24 protein-coding genes are annotated in these 23,557 nt (G+C 29.0%); 17 read left to right on the top strand and 7 right to left on the bottom strand.

Annotated features, from left to right (window positions below; all coding sequences use genetic code 11):
- Positions 1-120 precede the first annotated feature (120 nt).
- The 9 genes from atpD to P161_RS0104105 all read left to right on the top strand — a co-directional run bounded on the left by atpD (position 121) and on the right by P161_RS0104105 (position 7,071).
- Complete coding sequence (gene atpD, locus P161_RS0104145) at positions 121-1,632, top strand: F0F1 ATP synthase subunit beta (RefSeq protein WP_026775796.1); 1,512 nt, start codon at positions 121-123, stop codon at positions 1,630-1,632.
- Between the two features lie 72 nt (positions 1,633-1,704).
- On the top strand, positions 1,705-1,998 hold the full coding sequence (locus P161_RS0104140) for a F0F1 ATP synthase subunit epsilon (protein ID WP_026775795.1): 294 nt from the start codon (positions 1,705-1,707) through the stop codon (positions 1,996-1,998).
- A 312-nt stretch (positions 1,999-2,310) separates the two neighbouring features.
- Positions 2,311-2,931: a hypothetical protein gene (locus P161_RS0104135; protein WP_026775794.1), complete on the top strand. Its 621-nt coding sequence runs from the start codon at positions 2,311-2,313 to the stop codon at positions 2,929-2,931.
- A 4-nt stretch (positions 2,932-2,935) separates the two neighbouring features.
- Positions 2,936-3,574 carry a hypothetical protein gene (locus tag P161_RS0104130; protein ID WP_026775793.1) on the top strand — a complete coding sequence of 213 codons (639 nt, stop codon included), beginning with the start codon at positions 2,936-2,938 and terminating at the stop codon, positions 3,572-3,574.
- Positions 3,529-4,278 carry a sensor histidine kinase gene (locus P161_RS0104125; RefSeq protein WP_026775792.1) on the top strand — a complete coding sequence of 250 codons (750 nt, stop codon included), beginning with the start codon at positions 3,529-3,531 and terminating at the stop codon, positions 4,276-4,278. The genes P161_RS0104130 and P161_RS0104125 overlap by 46 nt, the downstream gene beginning before the upstream one ends.
- Positions 4,275-4,916 carry a response regulator transcription factor gene (locus P161_RS0104120; protein ID WP_026775791.1) on the top strand — a complete coding sequence of 214 codons (642 nt, stop codon included), beginning with the start codon at positions 4,275-4,277 and terminating at the stop codon, positions 4,914-4,916. The genes P161_RS0104125 and P161_RS0104120 overlap by 4 nt, the downstream gene beginning before the upstream one ends.
- Positions 4,917-4,936: 20 nt before the next feature.
- A complete protein-coding gene (gene rbfA, locus P161_RS0104115; RefSeq protein WP_026775790.1) occupies positions 4,937-5,332 on the top strand; it encodes a 30S ribosome-binding factor RbfA in 396 nt (131 codons plus the stop codon).
- 15 nt (positions 5,333-5,347) lie between these two features.
- On the top strand, positions 5,348-6,550 hold the full coding sequence (locus P161_RS0104110; RefSeq protein ID WP_026775789.1) for an ABC transporter permease: 1,203 nt from the start codon (positions 5,348-5,350) through the stop codon (positions 6,548-6,550).
- Positions 6,551-6,555: 5 nt separating this feature from the next.
- The gene (locus tag P161_RS0104105; RefSeq protein ID WP_026775788.1) at positions 6,556-7,071 is read left to right on the top strand and encodes a hypothetical protein; all 516 of its coding nucleotides are present in this window, start codon (positions 6,556-6,558) and stop codon (positions 7,069-7,071) included.
- Between the two features lie 5 nt (positions 7,072-7,076).
- Here the strand turns inward: P161_RS0104105 and dusB are convergent, their stop codons facing one another.
- The 5 genes from dusB to P161_RS0104080 all read right to left on the bottom strand — a co-directional run bounded on the left by dusB (position 7,077) and on the right by P161_RS0104080 (position 12,789).
- Positions 7,077-8,075 carry a tRNA dihydrouridine synthase DusB gene (gene dusB, locus P161_RS0104100; RefSeq protein WP_026775787.1) on the bottom strand — a complete coding sequence of 333 codons (999 nt, stop codon included), beginning with the start codon at positions 8,073-8,075 and terminating at the stop codon, positions 7,077-7,079.
- 132 nt (positions 8,076-8,207) lie between these two features.
- Positions 8,208-8,966, bottom strand: coding sequence for a LytTR family DNA-binding domain-containing protein (locus P161_RS0104095; protein ID WP_026775786.1), 759 nt, complete (start codon positions 8,964-8,966; stop codon positions 8,208-8,210).
- Position 8,967: 1 nt separating this feature from the next.
- Entirely contained in the window at positions 8,968-11,025 is a 2,058-nt protein-coding gene (locus P161_RS18955; RefSeq protein WP_051605656.1) for a sensor histidine kinase, read from the bottom strand.
- 99 nt (positions 11,026-11,124) lie between these two features.
- Positions 11,125-11,514 (bottom strand): DUF4345 domain-containing protein, encoded by a 390-nt coding sequence (locus P161_RS0104085; RefSeq protein ID WP_026775785.1) that lies wholly within the window; start codon positions 11,512-11,514, stop codon positions 11,125-11,127.
- Positions 11,515-11,565: 51 nt separating this feature from the next.
- The gene (locus P161_RS0104080) at positions 11,566-12,789 is read right to left on the bottom strand and encodes a M28 family peptidase (RefSeq protein ID WP_026775784.1); all 1,224 of its coding nucleotides are present in this window, start codon (positions 12,787-12,789) and stop codon (positions 11,566-11,568) included.
- 43 nt (positions 12,790-12,832) lie between these two features.
- Between P161_RS0104080 and P161_RS0104075 the strand changes: the two genes are divergently transcribed.
- From P161_RS0104075 to P161_RS0104065, 3 genes are all read left to right on the top strand, one after another.
- A complete protein-coding gene (locus P161_RS0104075) occupies positions 12,833-13,930 on the top strand; it encodes a PD40 domain-containing protein (protein ID WP_026775783.1) in 1,098 nt (365 codons plus the stop codon).
- Positions 13,931-14,061: 131 nt separating this feature from the next.
- Entirely contained in the window at positions 14,062-14,340 is a 279-nt protein-coding gene (locus P161_RS0104070; RefSeq protein ID WP_026775782.1) for an EF-hand domain-containing protein, read from the top strand.
- 23 nt (positions 14,341-14,363) lie between these two features.
- Entirely contained in the window at positions 14,364-14,639 is a 276-nt protein-coding gene (locus P161_RS0104065; protein ID WP_026775781.1) for an EF-hand domain-containing protein, read from the top strand.
- Between the two features lie 96 nt (positions 14,640-14,735).
- Here P161_RS0104065 and P161_RS0104060 read toward each other — a convergent pair whose 3' ends face one another.
- Complete coding sequence (locus P161_RS0104060) at positions 14,736-15,320, bottom strand: heme-binding protein (protein WP_026775780.1); 585 nt, start codon at positions 15,318-15,320, stop codon at positions 14,736-14,738.
- 261 nt (positions 15,321-15,581) lie between these two features.
- On the opposite strand from P161_RS0104060, the gene P161_RS0104055 reads away from it, so the two are divergent.
- The 3 genes from P161_RS0104055 to P161_RS0104045 all read left to right on the top strand — a co-directional run bounded on the left by P161_RS0104055 (position 15,582) and on the right by P161_RS0104045 (position 19,895).
- Positions 15,582-16,841, top strand: coding sequence for a PepSY domain-containing protein (locus P161_RS0104055; RefSeq protein WP_026775779.1), 1,260 nt, complete (start codon positions 15,582-15,584; stop codon positions 16,839-16,841).
- 138 nt (positions 16,842-16,979) lie between these two features.
- On the top strand, positions 16,980-18,776 hold the full coding sequence (lepA, locus tag P161_RS0104050) for a translation elongation factor 4 (protein WP_026775778.1): 1,797 nt from the start codon (positions 16,980-16,982) through the stop codon (positions 18,774-18,776).
- Between the two features lie 18 nt (positions 18,777-18,794).
- On the top strand, positions 18,795-19,895 hold the full coding sequence (locus P161_RS0104045; RefSeq protein WP_036841227.1) for an NAD(P)/FAD-dependent oxidoreductase: 1,101 nt from the start codon (positions 18,795-18,797) through the stop codon (positions 19,893-19,895).
- 129 nt (positions 19,896-20,024) lie between these two features.
- On the opposite strand, the gene P161_RS0104040 is transcribed toward P161_RS0104045, so the two are convergent.
- Positions 20,025-20,909: a sterol desaturase family protein gene (locus P161_RS0104040; protein ID WP_026775776.1), complete on the bottom strand. Its 885-nt coding sequence runs from the start codon at positions 20,907-20,909 to the stop codon at positions 20,025-20,027.
- A gap of 393 nt (positions 20,910-21,302) precedes the next feature.
- Between P161_RS0104040 and tig the strand changes: the two genes are divergently transcribed.
- Together tig and clpP are read left to right on the top strand one after the other, a co-directional pair.
- Positions 21,303-22,628 carry a trigger factor gene (gene tig, locus P161_RS0104030; protein ID WP_026775775.1) on the top strand — a complete coding sequence of 442 codons (1,326 nt, stop codon included), beginning with the start codon at positions 21,303-21,305 and terminating at the stop codon, positions 22,626-22,628.
- A 177-nt stretch (positions 22,629-22,805) separates the two neighbouring features.
- Positions 22,806-23,480, top strand: a complete 675-nt coding sequence (gene clpP / locus P161_RS0104025; protein ID WP_026775774.1) for an ATP-dependent Clp endopeptidase proteolytic subunit ClpP — start codon at positions 22,806-22,808, stop codon at positions 23,478-23,480.
- Positions 23,481-23,557 lie beyond the last annotated feature (77 nt).

The following is a 23,557-nucleotide window of genomic DNA, read 5'->3' as shown; positions in this document are numbered from 1 at the left end:
ATTTGAGCAGAGTTTTTTTTGTAAAGAATGTTTTTTAAATCCAATCTAAAAAAGTAACTTTGCACCTTCAAAATAAGAGTGTTATTTCCTATTATTAACAATAATTTAATTAGATACAAAATGTCTACAACCACAGGTAAAGTTTCTCAAATAATTGGGCCAGTTATTGATGTTGAATTCAATACTGAAAATAATGAACTTCCTAAAATTTATGATTCTTTAGAGATAAAAAAAGCAGATGGTTCAATCTTAGTTTTAGAAGTACAACAACACATTGGTGAAGATACTGTTAGAACTATTTCTATGGATGCAACTGATGGATTGAGTAGAGGAACAAAAGTTTACGCTACTGGAAGTCCAATTCAAATGCCAATAGGAAACGATATTTATGGGCGTCTATTTAATGTTACTGGAGATGCCATTGATGGTCTTGGAAATTTAAGTAAAGAAGGTAAAGATGGTTTGCCAATTCATAGATTAGCACCAAAGTTTGAAGATTTATCAGTATCTACTGAAGTATTATTTACAGGAATTAAAGTAATCGATTTAATTGAGCCTTATGCAAAAGGAGGTAAAATTGGTTTATTTGGTGGAGCAGGAGTTGGAAAAACAGTTCTTATTCAAGAGTTGATTAACAACATCGCAAAAGGACATGGTGGATTATCTGTTTTTGCAGGTGTTGGAGAAAGAACTCGTGAAGGAAATGATTTACTTCGTGAAATGTTAGAATCTGGAATTATCAAATATGGTGATGATTTTATGCATTCTATGGAAGAAGGAGGATGGGATTTATCTAAAGTTGATAAACCTGGAATGAGAGCTTCTAAAGCAACATTTGTTTTTGGACAAATGAATGAGCCACCTGGAGCAAGAGCAAGAGTTGCCTTATCAGGTTTAACAATTGCTGAATATTTTAGGGATGGAGCAGGAGAAGCACAAGGAAAAGATGTACTTTTCTTCGTTGATAATATCTTTAGATTTACACAAGCAGGTTCAGAAGTTTCTGCACTTTTAGGACGTATGCCTTCTGCAGTAGGTTATCAACCAACATTAGCAACAGAAATGGGTGCAATGCAAGAACGTATTACATCTACTAAAAAAGGTTCTATTACATCTGTACAAGCAGTTTATGTACCTGCAGATGATTTAACGGATCCAGCACCAGCAACTACGTTTGCGCACTTAGATGCAACAACAGTATTGTCTCGTAAAATTGCTGAGTTAGGTATTTATCCTGCAGTAGATCCTTTAGATTCTACTTCAAGAATTTTATCTGCTGAAATATTAGGAGCAGAGCATTATAATACTGCAACAGCTGTAAAAGAAATTTTACAACGTTATAAAGAATTACAAGATATTATTGCAATTTTAGGTATGGAAGAATTATCTGAAGAAGATAAACTAGTAGTTCATAGAGCAAGACGTGTACAACGTTTCTTATCTCAACCTTTCCATGTTGCTGAGCAATTTACGGGTATACCTGGTGTTTTAGTAGATATTAAAGATACAATTAAAGGCTTTAATATGATTATGGATGGTGAGTTAGATAAATATCCTGAAGCTGCATTTAACTTGAGAGGATCAATTCAAGATGCAATTGATGCAGGAGAAAAAATGTTAGCAGAAGCTTAATATAAGTTGACAGTTAGAAAGTTGGTAGTTTTTACTAACAACTCATAACTAACAACTAAAAACTAAAAAAATATGTTTTTAGAAATTGTATCGCCAGAGGCTATTTTGTTTTCATCTGAAGTAGATTCTATTACAGTTCCAGGAATTGATGGGGATTTTCAGATGTTAAATAATCACGCACCAATTGTTTCTATTTTAAGAGAAGGCGTTGTTAAAGTTCATGTGCATTCTCAACAACACTTAGAGTTGGATAAGTTGAAAGGTAAATTTATACCTCATAGTGATGATAATAACGTTTTAACATTAGCAATAAATTCAGGAACTTTAGAATTAAAAGATAACAAAGCGATTATTTTAGCGGATTAAATTATCTGAATATTCTTATAAAATTTAAAAATCTCAAAACAATTATTTGTTTTGAGATTTTTTTTTAACTGGTGGTTCGTTAACTATTTATGTAAAATAAAAAAACACCTTTACTTATAAAGATGTTTTTTAGCAATTTCCCCTTTCGAGATTTTTCCTTTTTTCTTACCCCAAAGATGCAATTGTTTGTTTAATTAATTACAAGTATAAAACCCTAAAATTAAAGGGGAAAAACACCCTTTTCTTTATGTTGTTTTATAGGTTAGGTAATTATATTGTACTTTAGTCTTTACAAAATTAAAAGTTTTTAAAATGAAACTACGATTAACCAAACTATCCTTTTTATCAGCATTATTTTTAATATCTTATTCTTGTACTACTAAATGTAATCATACAGAGGATAATGGTGAATCTTGTTATCCAAATAATGATAAACCATCTCAAATAATTACTTATAAAGAAATGGCTGATATGATGGATGCTTATGACCAAGGTTCAAGAAAAGAGTTGAATAAATATATAAACAAAGAATCTGGTGGAAAGGATTCTATATCTACAGAATATAATTGGTATCATATTGATGATTTAAAACAATATATAGCCTACATAGAAAAAATCTCTAAAGAAAAGGATATTCCTGTAACAGGTTTTAGAATATACCCAACACAATATCCAAAAAATTATAAAATAGAAAAATACCAAAATAAAAATACATTAATATTTACACCCACTACTAATATTAATGGTAAAGTAGATGTTGCATTTGAGCCTTTGTATTCAGAAAAAGGAAAACCTGTAGAAATAGCTCAATTTTTAGAACAAGTTAGAGAAAAGAATGTACAAAAAAGTGGTTTCTTATCATTTTCAACAACTGTGCAAGATTTAGAAAGCTCATCTGCGAATAGAATGCAAATAGTACCTCCATACCATTAAAAAAATGAATGATTTAGAATTTGGAGATATCGTTTTTGTTGTTGAAATTTTAAGCATTATTTTAAGTCTTATATATTTACCTAAATATAAAAAAACTTATTACTATTTTTTTATAGCTTTTTTAGTATTTGCTGTTTTATTTGAAGCACTTGGAATGCTTTTAAGTGGTGGTAATAATTACTGGATTTACAACATTTATACGTTCTTTGAATTTTCATCTTTAATAGGTATATACTATTTTTTAAATACTAATGTAAAATCGAAAAAAATTATAATAGCTCTTTCTATAATTTATTACATAATTTACTTTATAAGTTTTAAATATGTTGTACTTCAAAAATATACAGTAATAATTTTACCTTTTTTTGTAGTACCTTTCATGTTTTTATATTTACAAAAATTATTAAATTCTAGTAAAATAATGAATTATAAAAAGGTGTTACCTTTTTGGTTAACAGTTGGTTTTTTAATTTATTATCTTGCCAGTGTTCCTTTTTTCTCATTACAATATTTATTTGGTTTATATGATAGGTTACTTTTTACGCTTTTAGCTTCGGTAGTTATCATAATGCACCTTATATTTATAATTAGTTTAATATGGATAAAACCAATACAGAAATCATCATCATCATATTTACAATAATAATATTATTTGTAACTATAGGAATTGTATTATTATTTACCATTTTCCAGAAAAGAAAAAACGAATTACTTAAACAACAAAAATTAGCTAAAGAAGAATTTGAGAAAGAAATCGCAGAAACTCAAATTGAAATAAGAGAAGAAACGCTTAGAAACATAAGTTGGGAATTGCATGATAATATTGGACAACTTTTAACTTTAGCAAAAATCCAGTTACAAAATACTACCCAAGAAAATATTAAAGAAGTTTCTGAAACCATCTCAAAAGGATTAAATGAAGTACGTGCTTTATCAAAATTAATTAATCCTGAAGCTATCAATAACATCAATTTAAAAGAGGCTGTACAACTAGAAGTAGATCGTTTTAATCGTTTAGAATTTATAAAATCAAATTTAACGATTACAGGCAGTGAAGTAGAAATTGACAAAAAAGCAACCATTATTATTTTTCGAATTTTACAAGAGTTTTTCTCTAATACAATTAAACACTCAAAGGCATCAGAGCTTAATGTTGTTTTAGAGTATTCAGAAACACACTTAAAAATTGTAGTCAAAGACAATGGTGTCGGTTTTTTATGCGATGATAAAAAAGAAGGTATTGGGTTGATAAATATTAAACATAGAGCTAAATTAATTGGTGCTGATGCTTTATTTACATCAGCAAAAAATAACGGAACAACACTAGAAATTAATTATAAATTATGATAAAACATTCAGTAGTTATTGTTGATGATCACACATTGCTATCTCAAGCAATACAAACAATGGTGAATATTTTTGATAAATTTGAGGTGTTATATACTTGCAAAAATGGTCAAGAATTGGTTGAAAAATTTACCAGTTCAACAAATATTCCAGAGGTTGTTTTAATGGATATTAATATGCCAATTATGAATGGCATCGAAACCACAGCTTGGATTCAAAAAAAACACCCAACAGTAAACGTTATGGCGCTTTCTGTAGAAGATGATGACAAAACAGTGCTAAAAATGTTAAAAGCTGGCGCAATTGGCTACTTGTTAAAAGATACAGAGAAAGCTATCTTAGAAAAAGCATTGATAGAAATTGTAGAAAATGGTTTTTATCATACTAAAAATGTTACAAACTTACTTGTAAAATCGGTAACAGGTGATATTGAAGAAGAAATAATTTTTAGAGATAAAGAAATTCAGTTTATGAAACTTGCTTGCACTGAGTATACATACAAAGAAATTGCAAATGAAATGAATTTGAGTCCAAAAACTATAGATGGCTACAGAGATACTTTATTTACAAAATTAAATGTAAAAAATAGAGTAGGTTTGGTGATGTATGCCATAAAAAATAAAATTTACACTCTCTAAAATTATCGTAAATTTGCGGCATGGAAGAAACAAACAGACAAAGAAAAATTGCAGGAGTTCTGCAAAAAGACTTGGTAGATGTGTTGCAAAAAGCGGCACAAGATGGTATGAAGGGAGTTTTAATTTCTGTTTCTAAAGTACATGTTACTTCAGATTTGGGAGTTGCAAAAGTATATTTAAGCATTTTTCCTTCAGATAAAAGAGCCGAAATTGTAAAAGGTGTGCAATCTAACACAGCTACAATTCGTTATGAAATGGCAAGAAGAACTAAAAATCAATTGCGTAGAATGCCAGAATTATTGTTTTTTGGTGATGATACCTTAGATTATTTAGAAGAAATTGACAAATCTTTAAACGGACAGGATGAAAACCCAATCAAAAATCCTGATGTGTTACCAAAACGTAAAAAAATATAAATTCAATTTACTTTATTGAATTTCTCACTCTACATAGCCAAAAGATATTTATTTACTAAAACAAGCAATAATGCTATCAACATTATTACCATTATTGCTTCTTTTGGAGTTATTGTAGGCTCTTTAGCCTTATTTATAATCTTATCTGGCTTTTCTGGTTTAAGAACCTTTAGTTATAGTTTATTAGATGCTTCAGATCCTGATATCAAAATTACATCTGTAAGAGGAAAATCTTTTATACTTACTGATGATGTTTATCAAATTATAACAAAAAATCAGGAGGTAAAAGCAAGTTCTAAAATTATTGAAGAACGTGTTTTTTTAGAACATAATGATAAGAATGAAATAGCTTACATTAAAGGAGTTGAAGATAATTATGCTGAAATAACGAATATAGATTCAGCTTTAGAAATTGGTAATTGGCTCGATAATGAGTTCACAAATACAGCAGTAATTGGCAGAACTATTGCAGCAAAATTATCTTTAGGAATTAGAAGTTTTGGAGAGCCCTTATCCATTTTAGTGCCAAAGCCAGGCACAGGTTTTATCAACCCTAACAACGCATTTTACAAAACAGATGTTCAAATTATTGGCTTATATGTTGGTACAGAAGATTTTGAAAGCAAATATGTATTTGTAAATTTAGAGCAAGCAAAAGATTTATTAAAGTTTACTGAAAACCAAATTACAGGTTTAGAATTAAAATTAGTAGATTCCTTAAATGCGGATGCTGTTGCAGAAGAACTTCAAAATGAATTAGGAACAACTTTTAGAGTGCAAACCAAAGAGCAATTAAACGAGGTTTTTTATAAAGTAATTAATACCGAGAATTTCGTTTCTTATTTAATTTTTACATTGATTGTAATCATTGCTTTATTCAACGTAATTGGCACTATAATTATGATGATTATTGATAAAAAAGCGAATTTAAAAACATTGTATAATTTAGGTACAACTGTAAAAGAAATTAAAAAAATATTTGTTTTACAAGGCTTTCTACTTACTTTTTTTGGAATGATTATAGGTTTACTAATTGGTATAATTGCTGTTTTTCTGCAAAGTAAATACGGTTTTTTTATGATTACAGAAAGTTTACCTTATCCAGTAGAATTTAGATTTTTAAATCTCTTTATTGTAATTTTAACAATCACAGTTTTAGGTTTTATAGCTGCTAAAATTGCAAGTAGTAGAATTAATAAACAGTTTATAGAGAGATAATTTAGATGAAGAGAATTTTACAAATAATATTCATTTTTTTATGTATTGGCTGCAAAACTTCGTCTAACACTTCGGATACTAATTCATCAATTGCTTCTTTAAATACAAGTAGATACTCTTTTAAATATCCTAAAAACTGGGAAATCTCTCAAGTGCATGGTTATAGAAAAGATAATTCTGTTGCCATTTTTGGTTTTAAAGAAGAACCAAGTCAAAAAGCATGGTGCACTTTGCTATTGGATATTGAAAGCACAGAAAACGAATTAATGGAAGTTTTAGATAATCTTATTCAGAAAAATTATCGGTTGAAAAATGCTACAATTTTAGATGTAAAAAAAACTTCAGATTTTGTTGAGCTGAACTATAGGTATATGCAAAATGATGAATCTTTTAGAGCAATTTCAAGATACTACAAAAGAGATAATTCCATTTCAGTTTTAAATTTTGGTTCAAAAGAGGAAAATTTTGAAATGTTCGAGGCTTACAAAAAATTATTTTTTAAAACTTTTGTACTTAAATAACAAATTTAAAGTTCAGAAATAATAACATTCCCAAATTTTTCCTCAACTTCATTAAAGGCATTAAAAACATCTCTTGGATCATCAGAAGTTACCATTTTTGTTCTAAATTCTTTAAAATGTGGAATTCCTTTAAAGTAATTCGTATAATGTCTTCTAGTTTCAACAACGCCTAAACGTTCTCCTTTCCAATCAATAGCCATTTGTAAATGTCTTCTTGCAACTTGGGTTCTTTCTGCAATGGTTGGTTTTGGTAAATGTTCTCCCGTTTTAAAAAAGTGTTTTACTTCATTAAAAAACCAAGGATATCCAATAGATGCTCTACCAATCATAGCACCATCTAAACCATATTCATCACGCATTTTCATGGCAAGTTCAGGAGTGGTAACATCACCATTTCCAAAAACAGGAATGTGCATTCTAGGGTTGTTTTTTACTTGTGCTATAGGTTTCCAATCTGCATTTCCTTTATACATTTGTGCTCTTGTTCTGCCATGAATTGAGATTGCTTTGCAGCCAACATCTTGCAAACGTTCTGCAACTTCTACAATTTTTATAGAATCATGATCCCAACCCAAACGTGTTTTTACAGTAACAGGTAAATTGGTGTGTTTCACCATAGCTTCTGTAAGCGAAACCATTAAATCGATATCTTTTAAAATTCCTGCTCCAGCACCTTTTGAAACTACTTTTTTAACAGGACAACCAAAATTAATGTCAATAATATCTGGATTCGATTTTTCTACAATTTCGATGGTTTGCAACATCGATTCTAAATTTGCACCAAAAATCTGAATGCCAACAGGTCTTTCTTTTTCGTAAATATCTAGTTTCATGACGCTTTTTGCAGCATCTCTAATCAATCCTTCAGAAGAAATAAATTCTGTATATACAACATCTGCACCATTTTCTTTGCACAAAGCTCTAAATGGAGGGTCTGAAACATCTTCCATAGGTGCTAATAAAAGTGGAAAATCGGGTAATTCTATGTTGCCTATTTTTACCAAAACTGAGTTATTTTTTTGCAAAATTAGTGATTTTTAGTGAAACTTAATTTTGAAAAACAACGAAGTTATAAATTGAAAATTATTAGTTGAACTAATCCCATTTTTACCAGGATCTTTTACGAAAGATTTATACTATGAAATCCAATTTTTAATCACATCATTATAACTCCTGCCAGAAGTTAGGTTTGTTTTCATTTTATCATTTAAAGTGATGATAAACCTACTGTTAAAATATTTTTGAATATCATTTACATAATTTTTATTAATGATGATTCCCCTGTGAATTCTCAGAAAATTGTCAGGTAGTTTTTCTGTTAAATTGCTTATAGTTTCATCACTTAAATAGCTTTCTAAATTTGAATTGATTCTTACATAATTGCTATCACTTTCAAAAAACGTAACATCATCTAGCTTTATAAAAAATAATTTACTATCTTTTTTTACAGTGATAGAAGTCATTTTTGGAGCTTCTTTTTTACTCGCAATTTTTTTTAAAACCTTCAAAATTTCATCCGAATAATTATTATTTTCAAAAGATTTTAATTTTTGAATTGTTTTTTCGATTCTTTCTAATCTTATAGGTTTTACCAAATAATCGATGCTATTGGTTTCAAACGCCTCTAATGCATATTCATCATAAGCTGTGCAAAAAACAACAATTGGTATCACTTTTAATTTTGCTAATAATTCAAAACCTGTGCAACCTGGCATTTCTATATCTAAAAAAATAATATCTGGTTGTAGGTTTATGATTTTTTCTTGGGCTTCAATTCCGTTTTTTGCAGTGCCTAAAATTTGAATTGCATCAGAAAATTCTTTTAATAAATTTTGCAAACCTTCTCTTGCAGGAGCTTCATCATCAATAATAAGAGCAGTATACAGTTTGTTCATTTTATTTTTTATCAAGAATTGTAATTGTAATTTTTTTCTTTGGATGATTCGTCCAATTTAAAGAAGCCTTGTCTTTATAATTTAAACGCAATAAATCGTGCACAGTTTGCAAACCATGACCACTTAATAATCCTTCAGGGAAATTTGGGCCATTATCAGCAACAGAAATTGTTATTTCTTCATGTTGTTTTTCCACTTTTATATTGATTTTTCCATTATTAACATTTTTAGAAACACCATGTTTTATGGCGTTTTCTACTAAAGGCTGAATTAAAAATAACGGAATTTCCTTATTTTCTAAAGTTTTATCAACATCAATGGTAAATTGTAAATGCTCTCCAAAACGAATTTTTTCTATTTCTAAATACGTTTTTACCATGTCAATTTCATCTTTAATAGTACTATTTTCTTTTCCTTTTCTGTTAATGGAATATTTAAACAAATCTGACAACGAATGTGCCATTTGTTGCGTTTTATCAGCATCTATTTTTGCCAAACTCGCAATAGAATTTAAAGAATTATATAAAAAATGTGGGTTTATTTGAGATTGTAATAATTTCATTTCTGCTTGAGAATGTAGTTCTTTTAGTTTGCTCAATTCTACTTCTTTTTCGTTTACTAAAGATAAAGAAACTTGATTTAAGTAAATAAGTAATCCTCTAGCTAAAGCTAATCCAAAAAAACCAATAAAAAGAGGTAAAGTTGGTTCTTCTTGTAAAAATTCTGCACCTCTATTTCTTTGGATGGAACTTACCAAATAAGCAAAAATTAACGGCAAATTTAAAACGAAATAAGTGATTACAACTTTTAAAATCAATTTTGTAGAAAAATTAAAATGCTTTTTAATTACGAGCTTTTCAATTATCCACAGTAAAAATGAACAACATATTGCTAATATTATTGCTGTCAAAATACCAGCACACCATTGTTCAAAATATTTTGTAATATAAATGACTGTTAAGTACATATAAATGATTAATAAATTTGCAATATGAACACTTATTGCTAATGAAGGCATTAAATAATTTAAATAACTTTGTTTGAATTTTTTATTTTGAAAATAATTAAACGATAAAACAAAAGCTAAAATTCCAATTAAAAAAACGATGATTAATGCTTTTAGTTTTGCCAAACCCGGATTTAGAAAAAAGGTTGCATAACGATTAGGATATGCTTTATACATATAATCACTAAACTGCTTATCAAAATCAGGAGCATATAATTTTTGTAATAAAAATTTATCCATTTCAGTTACTTTTCTGTTCCAAGGATTTTTATTATTGGCATTAAAAATATTTTCTTTGGGATATTCTTTTACAGCTCCATTTTCACTTTTTAAGGGGTAGGTTAAGCAAAGTAACCTTAATAATTTAAACTTTATATACTGCTTTTTTTCTTCAAAAGGAATCTTATCAGCAAGATTAAAATTTGAATAAATGTTGAAATAATTTGTATTAAACCACATATAATCTCTATGATTATTGAAGGTATACGTTAAATTATCTGATGTTATTTGTGTAGTTTCTTTTATGTATTTCTCTTTTTCAAAATCAGCGATTCTAATCTTTAAAACAGGAAAAACAATATTCTTATCAGAAATTAAATTTATATTGGAATAGTTTAAATCATTTTTTTTAAGAAATTCATTATAAGACATTCCTTTATAATCTTTAAAGAAAACAATTTTTAAAGAGGGAACAAGTGTATTTAATTCTTTTATCACACTTTTAAAAGCAAGACTATCTTGTTGTGTCGCATTTTTAAGAACCAATACTAAATCATCTTCTAATTTAATTGGTGAGTAAGTTTCTCTATTTTCTAAATCAGTATTAAATAAGGTGTTTTTTATATATTCCCAATTTGGGTCTACGTTTTTTAATTTTTGATAAACATTTACACTATCTTTTTTAATGTAATAAAAAGGTGAATAGGGATATGGTTTCGTTAAATCTGTGTGACTAGCGTCTGCTAAATTTCTTAAGGAATAAGGCTCATTCTCTATAATATAAATAATTGCAGGAATTATTAAAATAAGAACTAATAGGATTCTTCTTTTCATAAGTGATAAATTTAGATATTTATATCACAAAAAAACAATCATTTAAAAGTTTCTGAAATGCTTTTCTTGTAAACTGCAAATTTTTAGTGTGAATTGCAATTATCGGATTTTAAATCTTTTCAAAACCCAAACTCCATAAAATCCTAGAAACAATTCTGCAATTGTACCAAATTGATATCCGAAAGTTGGGTTGCCATCCATAAAAAAGCTTAGAACTCTACCAAAACCTAACCCTAACATAAAAATCATGTTGGTTATTAACGCTATTTTTAAATATTGATGTTTGAAAATGCCTAAAATCCAAAGAGTAGAAAACCCCAAATACAAACCCATAATTGCTTTAAAGAAATTATGTTCGTCTATGGTTTGTAACTGTATATCAAATTCTGATGAAGGATTGAATCCATAAACAAAAGAAACAGGCACCACAATTAAAACCGAAATTATTAAATGTATTTTGGTAATAAAATCTTGTTTGGTTTTGAACATTGTCTTTTTTTGAAGTCCCTTCCTTTTGGGAAGGATTTAGGATGGGCTTATTTAGAAGTTAATTTCCTTCTCAACTTCTTCACTTCCTCTTTTTACAATAACTTTTGTGGAATTTCCTTCTTCGAAAACTGATAAAGCACGCATGTAACTCATCATATTTGTAACTAAGCTATCACCTAATTGAATTACGATATCCCCTTTTTGTAATCCTGCTTTTTGAGCAGGTTTATCTTCGGAAATTCCATCAATTCGCATACCTTTTCCATCAAATAAATAATCTGGAATTACACCCAAACCAACTTTAAAACGTGGTGCATCTTCACTTTCGTTCTTTGTTTTTCTAAAAGAAAGTTTTCCATTATCATCTAAATCAGAAATAATATTAAAAATGTAATCAGCAATTAAATCCATTCCTTCATAATTCAGTTTTTCTGAATCATCACCAGGTTTATGATAATCTTCATGTTGTCCAGTAAAAAAGTGCAATACAGGAATATCAGCCAAATAAAAACTAGTATGATCACTTGGGCCAACTCCAGATTCTTGCTGTACCAATCTAAAATTGTCATTATGCGATTTTAAAACTTGTTTAAAAATTGGTGAAGTTCCTGTGCCGTAAACTGCTAAAGAAGAGTCTTTTTTCATTCTACCAACCATATCCATATTAATCATATAAGATACTTTATTTAGGTCGATTGTGGGATTTTTCACAAAATAATTAGAACCTAAAAGTCCCATTTCTTCTCCAGAAAATGCCATAAAAAGATAGTTGTTATTCGTGTTTTTTGTTTTTAATTTTGCTGTCAAATTTAGCAAAACTGCAACTCCAGAAGCATTATCATCTGCACCATTATGGATAGCTTTTATAGAATCTCTGTACAAAGAACCTTCACCACCAAAACCTAAATGATCATAGTGTGCTCCAATTATAATCGTATTTTCTGCTTTGTTATTTAAAAAACCAATCACATTATTTCCTGTAATGGTACCATCTCCATTTACATCAAATTTTACCTCATCATGAGGATTTGTTTTTGGTCTAAACGAAAAAGGTTGTAAATAATTTTGAGTGCCTTTAGGTTGTAATCCTAATTCTTTAAATCGTTTTGAAACATATGTAGCTGCTTTCTTTTCGCCTTCAGTACCTGTTTGTCTCCCTTCTAATTCATCCGAAGCTAAAAAAGTAACATCTTCTTTAATTCGGTTTTCTTGGTTTATTTCTGGCTTACAAGAAATTAAAATACTCAAAAAGATAAAAAATAGGACGTTTTTCATGATGATAATATTATTTTTGTAAAGTTAAAAAATATAAAGCAAAATGAGATTACTTTCTGTACTTGTGTTGGCATTATTAATGCTTTCCTGTAAAAATGATAAAAAACAATCTAAAGATAATTCAGAAGAAAAAATAATTGTAAAAGATTCTTTAATTTACCCTGAAGAAGTGCATTTTAAAAGTTTACGTCAAGTAACTTTTGGTGGCGATAATGCAGAAGCATATTGGAGTTTTGATGATAAACAATTAGTTTTTCAATCGAACTATAAAAATTGGAATGTAAGTTGCGACCAAATGTTTTTAATGAATGCTGATGAAAATTTTAAAGACAACATGCCACCCATGATTTCTACAGGAAAAGGAAGAACAACATGTGCGTATTTTTTACCAGATAATAAACATATTATTTACGCTTCTACACATTTGGTAGATGATAATTGTCCTGAAGTTCCTTTGCGTAAAAACGGAAAATACATTTGGCCAGTGTATGATAGTTTCGACATTTTTGTAGCAGATTTAGAAGGGAATATCGTAAAACAATTAACGAATGAAGTGGGTTATGATGCAGAACCAACAGTGTCTCCAAAAGGCGATAAAATTGTATTTACATCTACCAGAAGTGGAGATTTGGAATTGTATACGATGAATATTGACGGTTCTGACGTGAAACAAATTACTGACGAATTGGGTTATGATGGAGGCGCATTTTTCTCTCCTGATGGAACAAAAATTATCTTTAGATCTTCTAGACCAAAAACAGATGAGGAAATTAAAGCGTACAAAGATTTGTTAGCAGAAGGTTTGGTAGAACCTACAGAAATGGAGCTTTATATTTGTAATGCTGATGGTTCTGAATTACGTCAATTAACAGATTTAGGGAATGCAAATTGGAGTCCGTTTTTTCATCCTTCAGGAAAAAAGATTTTATTCTCCTCTAATTTCGAAGCAGAAAGAGGTTTTCCTTTCAATTTATATTTAATAGATATTGATGGTAAAAATTTAGAAAGAGTAACGCATGGAGAAACGTTTGATGCCTTTCCAGTATTTTCTAACGATGGTAAAAAGTTAGCTTTTTCATCTAACAGAAATAATGGAGGTGGAAGAGATACTAATTTGTTTATTGCAGAATGGCAAGACTAAATTTGTTCAAAGTTCAAGGTTTTAAATTCAAAGTTTAGATTCGTTTTTTCATATAATTTGTCACTCTGAAAGAGTCTTTTAACTTTGCTTAAATTTAACTTTGTGAAAAATTACGTAATTATTATTATAAAATGGCTTGGACAAAAGAAAAAATATTAATCAATATCGAAAGTTTGATGCGTAGTAAATTTACGCATCCTAAAGATGCATTTGATTACTATGATAGTAATAAAGATGGGTTTTTAACAAAAGCAGACTTTAAAATTCTTTTAAAAGAAGCAGACGTAAGTATTTTAATTAGAGGTTTGGTTGCCGAATTTATGATGCAAAGTTTCGATCAAAATAAGGATAATTTGGTAAGTTGGGACGAGTTTCAAGAGGCAATCAAAGAATCAGGAATAAAAGAGTAAAACAACATTTAAAGAAATATAAAATGGGCGCAAAAGAAAATATATTAAGAGATATTCACACATTAATTTCAACAAAATACAACTCTCCAGAAGATGCTTTTGTAGCATTTGATAAGGATAAAGACGGTTCTTTAAGTAAAGATGAAATTAAGGATTTACTAAAAGCAGCAGGTGTAAATAGCTTTTTAAGAGGTTTGGTAGCTGGTGAAATGATAAAAGGCTATGATAAATCTGGTGATGAAAAAATTAACAAGGAAGAATTTAAAGTCGCAATTGCAGAGTTAAATAGAGATTATTAAATTTTATAAATTATAATTTGCCTGTTCGATCGCAGTCGAGAACTCAATTAAATTCTCTACTATGCTCGAACAGACATAAGGTTGTTTTAACTTAAATTACTCCAATTCAACAATTACTTCATTTTTTCTATTGATAACTTCCATGGGTGCATTGTAGCCCAAAAAAAAGTAATTATTTGTGTATTTTATGCCTTCTTTATCCAAAGCTTTTATGAGTTTCATTTTATAAGAAGCAATCTTTTCATCATTTGCCCAACCACCAAAAGTAATCGCAGCAACTTTTTTTGCAGGCATTTCTTTAAACTCGATGGATGCATCATTTGGTTTTGGTAAACTTTCTTTTGAATATTCTTTTGGAACCAAAAATAGCATAGTTGAGTTTTCTTCTAAAGTCATAGCAACAGGAGATGTCATGGCTATTTTTTCTTCCTTTTCATTTCCACCAAAAATATAACCAGCTAAAATAGAAAAACCTTTGCTAGAAGTTTTGTCATAATTATTTGTGTTGAGTTTTACAGAGGTGAAAAGAGCATCTTCGTAATTTCTTATTTCAAAATTATCGTACTTTTTAACAACTTTGTAAGGGTATTGTTCAATATCTTTTTGTGCGTTCACAAAATAAAGCTGAAATATTATAAATAAAACTACAATCACTCCAATTATTATAAATACAGTTTTCATTTTCATAGCGTTTTTGTTTAAAAAATTTGTACTAAGTTAAAGAATCTATAGTGCTATCTATGTTAATATATTCTTATATTCTGATAACGAAAGCATTAATTGTATTCTCAATAATCTTTGTAATTGGAGGGTTTACAAAGAAAAATAGATGTTAAAAAACAAGTTTTTAAAATTTAGAATACTTTAACATCTTAAATTTATCGAGTTTATTTTTAAAATGTTTCTTTGTTCAAAATCGAAATATATTCGATTTTATGACAAATGAAAAAACTTCAAAAGAAAGATTATTTTGCAATACATAGTTGGATAGGAGTTCAGCTAAGCATTATTTTTTTTATCGTTTGTTTTTCTGGTACTTTAGCTGTTTTTAGTCACGAATTAGATTGGATATTTAATTCAGAAATGAGAGCAAGTCCGCAAAAAGAGTTGGCTTCAAAAAATAAAATTCTAAATCAATTAAAAACAGATTTTCCAAAACAACATATAACTTTCTGGGAAAAATCTAGAGAAGAGTATTTAGTTGATATTGTTCATCTAGAAAATGATGAAGGCGCTATTTTGTATGTATTTGCAAATCCTTATACAGGAAAAATACAAGGCAGTTCTACTGGAACCATCCAACGTTTTTTTAGAGATTTACATTATAATTTGTTTATTCCTACAGATATTGGGAATTACATTGTGTTGCTTTTTGGTTTTTTACTGTTGGGTTCTTTAATTAGTGGTTTAAAATTCATCAACAATAAAAGAAAACATTCTATAAATATTGGTAAGAAAAATAATGCTTTAGCCTACACCAAAAATTTGCACAAAACTTTTGCAATATGGTCAATTCCATTCATCATGTTGTTTTCTGTAACTGGAATTTGGTATTTTACAGAAAGAGCCAATTTATTTTCGATTGCAGATTATATTGAAGATCAGGAAATTGAGAATGTTTCCACCAATCTTAATGAAGCAGAAAATTTCTCTTATAGTTTAGATTATGATGCTGCCATTAAAAGTGCTAAAAGTAAAATCCCGAATTTTACGTTTGGTTCTTTTGTTATTTCTGATGATGAAAAAACAATAGAAGTTAGAGGGAATTCTGATTCAAAATTAGCAAGATATAGAGCCAATAGAGTTGTTATTGATCCACAAACAAATGATGTTGTGTTTCTGCAAAAAGCAACAGAAACAAATGCTTTAATGACGATCAATAATTTGGTAGATCCTATTCATTTTGGGTATTTTGGAGGTTTATTCACAAAAGCTATTTGGTTTATTTTTGGACTCTTAATTTGTTATTTAGCAGCCAGTGGCATTTGGATTTATCTAAAAAGAATTTCAAAAAACAAAAAAGGAACGTACACATTTCGATATTTGAATTGGTTTTTGTTTGCTGTAATTCAATTTTTTATGTATTCAAGACTTATTCTTGAACAGCATATTTCACTAAAAAACCATTGTATAATTTTATTTTTTTGGTTGTTATTTATCTATTTAATTTATCATATTTTCTACAAAAAAATACGTGCATAAATTTTAACGTGTCCTCTTCAATTATTAATAATACTATTTTTGAAACTTTTTAACTAAAAAACCAAGTTAATACATTCTTAATCGATTACTTTATTAACTATCTTTGCAAACCATTAGTGGTAAACGAAGTATAGAAGGATGAAGAACATTAGAAATTTTTGCATTATTGCTCATATTGATCATGGTAAAAGTACATTAGCAGACAGATTGCTAGATTTTACTGGAACTGTAACTGCTCGTGAAAAAAAAGAGCAATTGTTAGATAGTATGGATTTGGAGCGCGAACGTGGAATTACCATAAAATCGCACGCAATTCAAATGGACTATGTTCATAATGGAGAGCACTATATTTTAAATTTAATTGATACTCCAGGTCACGTAGATTTCTCTTATGAAGTTTCAAGATCTATAGCAGCTTGTGAAGGCGCTTTGCTAATTGTAGATGCTGCTCAAAGCATACAAGCACAAACTATTTCTAACCTATACTTGGCTTTGGAGAACGATTTAGAAATTATTCCTGTTTTAAATAAAGTAGATTTACCTTCTGCAAATCCAGAAGAAGTAACTGACGATATTGTAGATTTATTAGGTTGCGATCCTGAAGAGGTTATTCATGCAAGTGGAAAAACTGGTTTTGGAGTTGACAATATTTTGGAAGCAATTATCAATAGAATTCCTGCTCCTAAAGGAAACCCAGATGCGCCATTACAAGCCTTAATTTTTGATTCTGTGTATAATTCTTACAGAGGAATTGAAACGTATTTTAGAGTTTTTAACGGCGAAATTAAAAAAGGACAAGAAATAAAGTTTGTTGCAACAGGTAAAAATTATTTTGCAGATGAAGTTGGTACGTTAAAACTAACCCAGGTTGTAAAAAAATCTGTAAAAACTGGGGATGTTGGCTATTTAATTACTGGAATTAAAACAGCAAAAGAAGTAAAAGTAGGTGATACGATTACAGATTTTGCAAACCCAACAAAAGAAATTATTGGAGGTTTTGAAGATGTGAAACCAATGGTTTTTGCAGGTATTTATCCTGTAGATACAGAAGATTATGAGGAATTGCGTTCTTCTATGGAAAAACTGCAATTAAATGATGCTTCTTTAGTATTTCAACCAGAAAGTTCTGCTGCTTTAGGATTTGGATTTCGATGTGGATTTTTAGGAATGTTACACATGGAAATTATTCAAGAACGTTTAGAGCGTGAGTTTAATATGACTGTAATAACAACAGTTCCCAACGTTTCTTATCATGCATACACAAAGAAAAATCCTGAGGAATTAATCTTATTAAACAATCCAACAGATTTACCTGATCCATCTAGATTGGATAGAGTAGAAGAGCCATTTATCAAAGCAAGTATTATAACGAAATCCGATTTTGTTGGACAAGTAATGAGTTTGTGTATCGAAAAACGTGGTCAAATTATCAACCAAACCTATTTAACAACACAGAGAGTTGAGTTGATTTTTGAAATGCCTTTGGCAGAAATTGTTTTCGATTTTTACGATCGTTTAAAAACGGTTTCTAAAGGATATGCTTCTTTCGATTACCATCCAATTGGTATGCGTGAATCGAAATTAGTAAGAGTAGATATCTTATTAAATGCACAACCTGTAGACGCACTTTCTGCCTTATTACATGCAGATAATGCTTATTCAATTGGTAAAAAAATTGTTGAAAAATTAAAAGAATTAATTCCAAGACAACAGTTTGATATTCCTATTCAAGCTGCTATTGGTGCAAAAATTATTGCACGTGAAACTACAAAAGCGTTGCGTAAAGATGTTACTGCAAAATGTTATGGAGGTGATATTTCTAGAAAACGTAAGTTATTAGAAAAGCAGAAAAAAGGAAAGAAAAGAATGCGTCAAGTTGGGAATGTAGAAATTCCTCAAGAAGCATTTATGGCTGTTTTAAAATTGAATGATTAATTAGCAAACAAAACTATTTTGAAAAAAACTACTTATGATGTTGTTATTGTTGGAGCAGGAACAGCAGGAATAATGTTAGCCAGAGAATTAGGCAAGTTTAAGCAAAAAGTTCTTGTTTTAGAAAGAAAAAAAAGTCTTTTAGAATTTTCATTTAAAACGCTAGCAAGCTTTATCAATTTAGAAGAATTTGGATTGACAAATTATTCAGTTGCACAAGAAATTGATTTTGCTGTTGTACATTCTAAATCCTTAAAAGAAAAAGTAAAAGTAGTAGGTTTAACGTTGGATAAAGTAAAACTTCACGAAGAGATTATAAACTCTTTAGATGACGATTTTATAGACATCGAATTAGGTGTTCATATAAAAGAAATTATTGCTGATGCAGAAAATAACTATACTGCAGTTAAAGATAAAAATGGAAAAGAATATACTGCCAAAATATTTGTAGATGCTTCTGGAACAACTGGTGTTCTCAGCAAAAAAATAGGGTTAATTCCAAAAATTACGGATTTAGCTACAGGAGTAGAATATAATGCTAAATATTTAGGGAATGATAACGAAATACATCTTTTAATAGGTAAAGATTATAAAGGTGGTTATGGATGGGTATTTCCTTTAAAAAATAAAAGAGCAATTGTTGGTTTTGGTACTTTTGATAAAATTATGATTAAAGGTTTAAAAGATAATTTAAATGCAATTTTAGAATTACCAACTATTAAAAAATTAGTTCTTAAAGACAATGATATTGTAGAAGGAGGAAGCATACCAATAACACCTGTAATCGATAAATTTGTGTCAGGTAATTTGGTTTGTGTAGGAGATTCAGTTTCTCAAGTAAATCCAATTGTTGGTGAAGGGTACAAGTTTATTTTTGAATCTGCAATTATGGCAAGTAAAGTTATACATCAAGCCTTAATTAAAGATGATGTAAAGTTACTTTCTGTTTACGAGGATCAATGGAAAAAACGATTCGAAACCAATTATATAAGATCTAAGGTTGCACAAAAAAGAATCTTTTCATTAACCAAAAAAGATTTTCTAATAGATGTTGGTTTGGTTCTATTAAAGTTAAGAGCGAATAAGAAAAACGTTGAAACTCTTTCTGGAGAATACAAGTAAGATAAATAGTTTTTGAAGTTTTTTGCTACTTTTAGGGACTCTGTTTTTATGCAGGTTTTCTTTATCAAACTCCTAAACACAATATTTATTACGAATGTCAGTCTGAGCTTGTCGAAGACCTATTCTAAATTACTTTTTACCTAAAGGATACATTTCTTGCTCTAAAAATCCTTTTGGAAAATTTTCATCACCTTTAAAACCAATCTCGATATCTCTTCCTGAATGTGGAATATAATTGGTTTTAAAAATATAATCCCAAATACTTAAAGTCAATCCAAAGTTTACACCAAATTTTCTTTCTGCTGGTAATTCTTTAGAGTGATGCCAAATATGCATTTTAGGATTGTTAAAAATGTATTTTAACCAACCATAATCCCAATTAATATTCGCATGATTTAAGTGCCCAACTGCAATATTAAAAAAGTGAACAAAGGCTACATCTTTGGCAGAAAAGCCACCAATAATTGCTAAAGGAATATACCTTAGAGAATTGTACACAACAGGTTCCATCCAATGATAGCGTAAATGTGCAGCAAACCCCATTTCTTTTACAGAGTGATGTACTTTATGAAAATTCCAAAGAAATTCTACTCTGTGTAATAACCTGTGTGTCCACCATTGCACAAAATCAACCACAATAAAAAAGATGAAAATTCTTACAAAAAAGGGTAACGAATTTAAATCCAATAATTGAAAACTAGATACAGACAAACCTACCAAACCTAAGACATCATTAAAAATTGCTGCTGCAGAATTTGATAAGGCAATCAATACAATTAAGTTCAATAAAAAGAAATTAAAGAACATATAAAAAGTATCTAACCAAAAATCTTTACGAAACAAAGATTGATTTTTACGCCAAGGAAAAATAGCTTCTAAACCCCAAACAACTAAAGAAATAATAATTAATCCATAGAAATAATTCTCCCAATTCAAATCCATCAAAACAGATTTTTGAATATAATTCCAATAATTGGAATAGGAGTTTTTTATGATGTCTATATACTTGTTCATTGTTATTTATATCACTTAGTAGAGGTTACATTGTTGTATTGCAAGAATGCAAATTAGAGGTTTTAATTGCACTATAAAAATAGGTAAAGATTTTCATTTTTTTTATCATAGAAGATAGATTTTTAAACTATTACCATTGTTTTTTCTAATCAGAAAAAAAAAAGTTATTCAGTAGAATTATAATTTAATAAGTATGTTTTTTACAATGTATTTTCTCAAATTCTAAAATATGAATGCTTATTAATTCTTTGGTTTTTACAATTTACGCTTTTAAGGCTATTTTTTCATATAATGAAACAAAATTAACTGTAATTGAACAATTTAAACTTTTGTAGGGTTAATAAAATTGATTAATTTTGCAGTCGATTTTTTAAGAACTAGAGATAATAACAAATGAATATTACAAAAGAAAATGTAGATGCGTTAAACGCAGTTATTAAAATTGATATTGTTGCAGACGATTATCAGGCAAAAGTAACAGAAAAGTTAACAGATTATCGTAAAAAGGCAAACATTCCTGGTTTTAGAAAAGGGCAGGTGCCAATGGGAATGATTAAAAAGCAGTATGGCAAATCTATGATGATAGATGAAGTAAATACACTTTTACAAGCTTCCTTAAATAAATATTTACAAGAAGAAAAGTTAGATATTTTAGGAAATCCTATTCCTAGAATAGATGAAAATTTCGACTGGAATGCAGATACGTTTACTTTTGAATTCGAAATTGGTTTAGCACCAGAATTTACAGTTGATTTATCAGCAAAAAATAAAATTAAACAATATAATATTGTTGCTACAGACGAATTAATTAACGAAGAAGTTAAGAATATTCAAACGCGTTATGGAAAAGTTAACCCTATTGAAGTAGCAACTAAGGATGCTAATGTTACAGGAACTTTTGTAAACGAGGAAAAAGAAATCAACAAAAAAGGAACTTTTTTAGTTGCTGATTTAGAAGGAGAGGAAAACCAAAATAAAATTACAGGTGCAAAAGTTGGTGATGTTATTGAGTTAGAATCAAAAAAATTATTTGAAAACGACCATAAATTACAGCAGATTTTAGGAGTTGCTCATGATGAAATTCACGATTTAGACATAAAATTAACCTTTACTGTAGAGGATATTACTGAAACTGAACCAGCAGAATTAGATCAAGAATTGTTTGATAAATTATTTTCTGATGGAAGTGTTACCAATGTAACTCAATTAAAAGATAAAATTAAAGAAGATGCTGAAAAGCAGTTTCAACAACAGGCAGATCAGTTTGTATTAACAGCTGTCCAAGAATATTTAATTGAAAATACAAAGTTTGATTTACCTGCAGATTTCTTAAAGAAATGGTTAAGAACTGCTGGCGAAAAAGAATTAACAGCGGAAGAAGCTGCTGCTGAATTCGAAAAATCTGAAAAAGGTTTACGTTACCAATTAATTGAAGGAAAGTTGATGAAAGATAACGACATCAAACTTGATTATAAAGAATTGGTAGATTATGCGAAGGTTTTTATCCGTCAGCAAATGGCGCAATTTGGTAACATGAATCCAGAAGAAAAAGAATTGGATGAAATTGCTGGTAGAATTTTACAAAATCAAGAAGAAGCTCAAAAATTACAAGGACAATTAATTAGTCAAAAATTAATTACGTTCTTTAAAGAAAATATCAACTTTAATACAGTAGAAGTTTCTTATGAAGAGTTTATCAAAGAAGCTTACAAGCAATAAATAAAAATAGTTTTAGACTTTCAAATTGTTTTTTTGTCAGTTCGAGCGCAGTCGAGAACTAAATAAATTTTATAAAACCTGAATTGAAAAATTCAGGTTTTTCAATTTAAACTCTAACAAAATATTAAGAGAATTGTTCTTACCTTTACACTATTAAACTTAAAACAGAAAGACGAAATGGATTACGGAAAAGAGTTCAAAAACTTCGCTATAAATCACCATGGAATTAATAGCTTACATTATGACACTTTAAAAAGTGCAGTTACTCCAACAGGATTAACGCCAAATATTATGGAAGAGCGTCAAATGAACATCACTCAAATGGATGTTTTTTCACGTTTAATGATGGATAGAATTATATTTCTTGGTACAGGAATTAACGATCAAGTTGCAAATATTGTACAAGCACAATTGTTGTTTTTACAAAGTGCAGATTCTACAAAAGATATTTCAATTTATATAAATTCTCCTGGAGGAGGTGTTTATGCAGGGTTGGGTATTTACGATACTATGCAATTTATAACACCAGATGTTGCAACAATTTGTACAGGAATGGCTGCTTCTATGGGTGCAGTTTTAATGTGTGCAGGTGCTGAAGGAAAACGTTCTGCATTACCACATTCTAGAATTATGATTCACCAACCTTTAGGTGGTGCTCAGGGTCAAGCGTCTGATATTGAAATTACTGCTAGAGAAATCTTAAAGTTAAAAGACGAATTGTATGCAATTATTTCAAAGCATTCAGGGCAATCAATAGAAAAAGTTCACAATGATTCTGATAGAGATTATTGGCTAAAAGCTGAAGAAGCTAAAGAATATGGAATGATTGATGAAGTTTTAGTGAGAAAATAAATTTTTAGATTTTTAGCTGATTTCTTATTCGAAATTGGCTAAAAATACTTTAAAATATAGAGTTGAGAGCTAAAAGC

It is taken from the genome of Polaribacter sp. Hel_I_88, assembly GCF_000687935.1.
In the GTDB taxonomy this organism is placed as follows: domain Bacteria; phylum Bacteroidota; class Bacteroidia; order Flavobacteriales; family Flavobacteriaceae; genus Polaribacter.
Note: the sequence above shows the minus strand (reverse complement) of the source record. Positions and strands in the feature narration are given on the sequence as shown.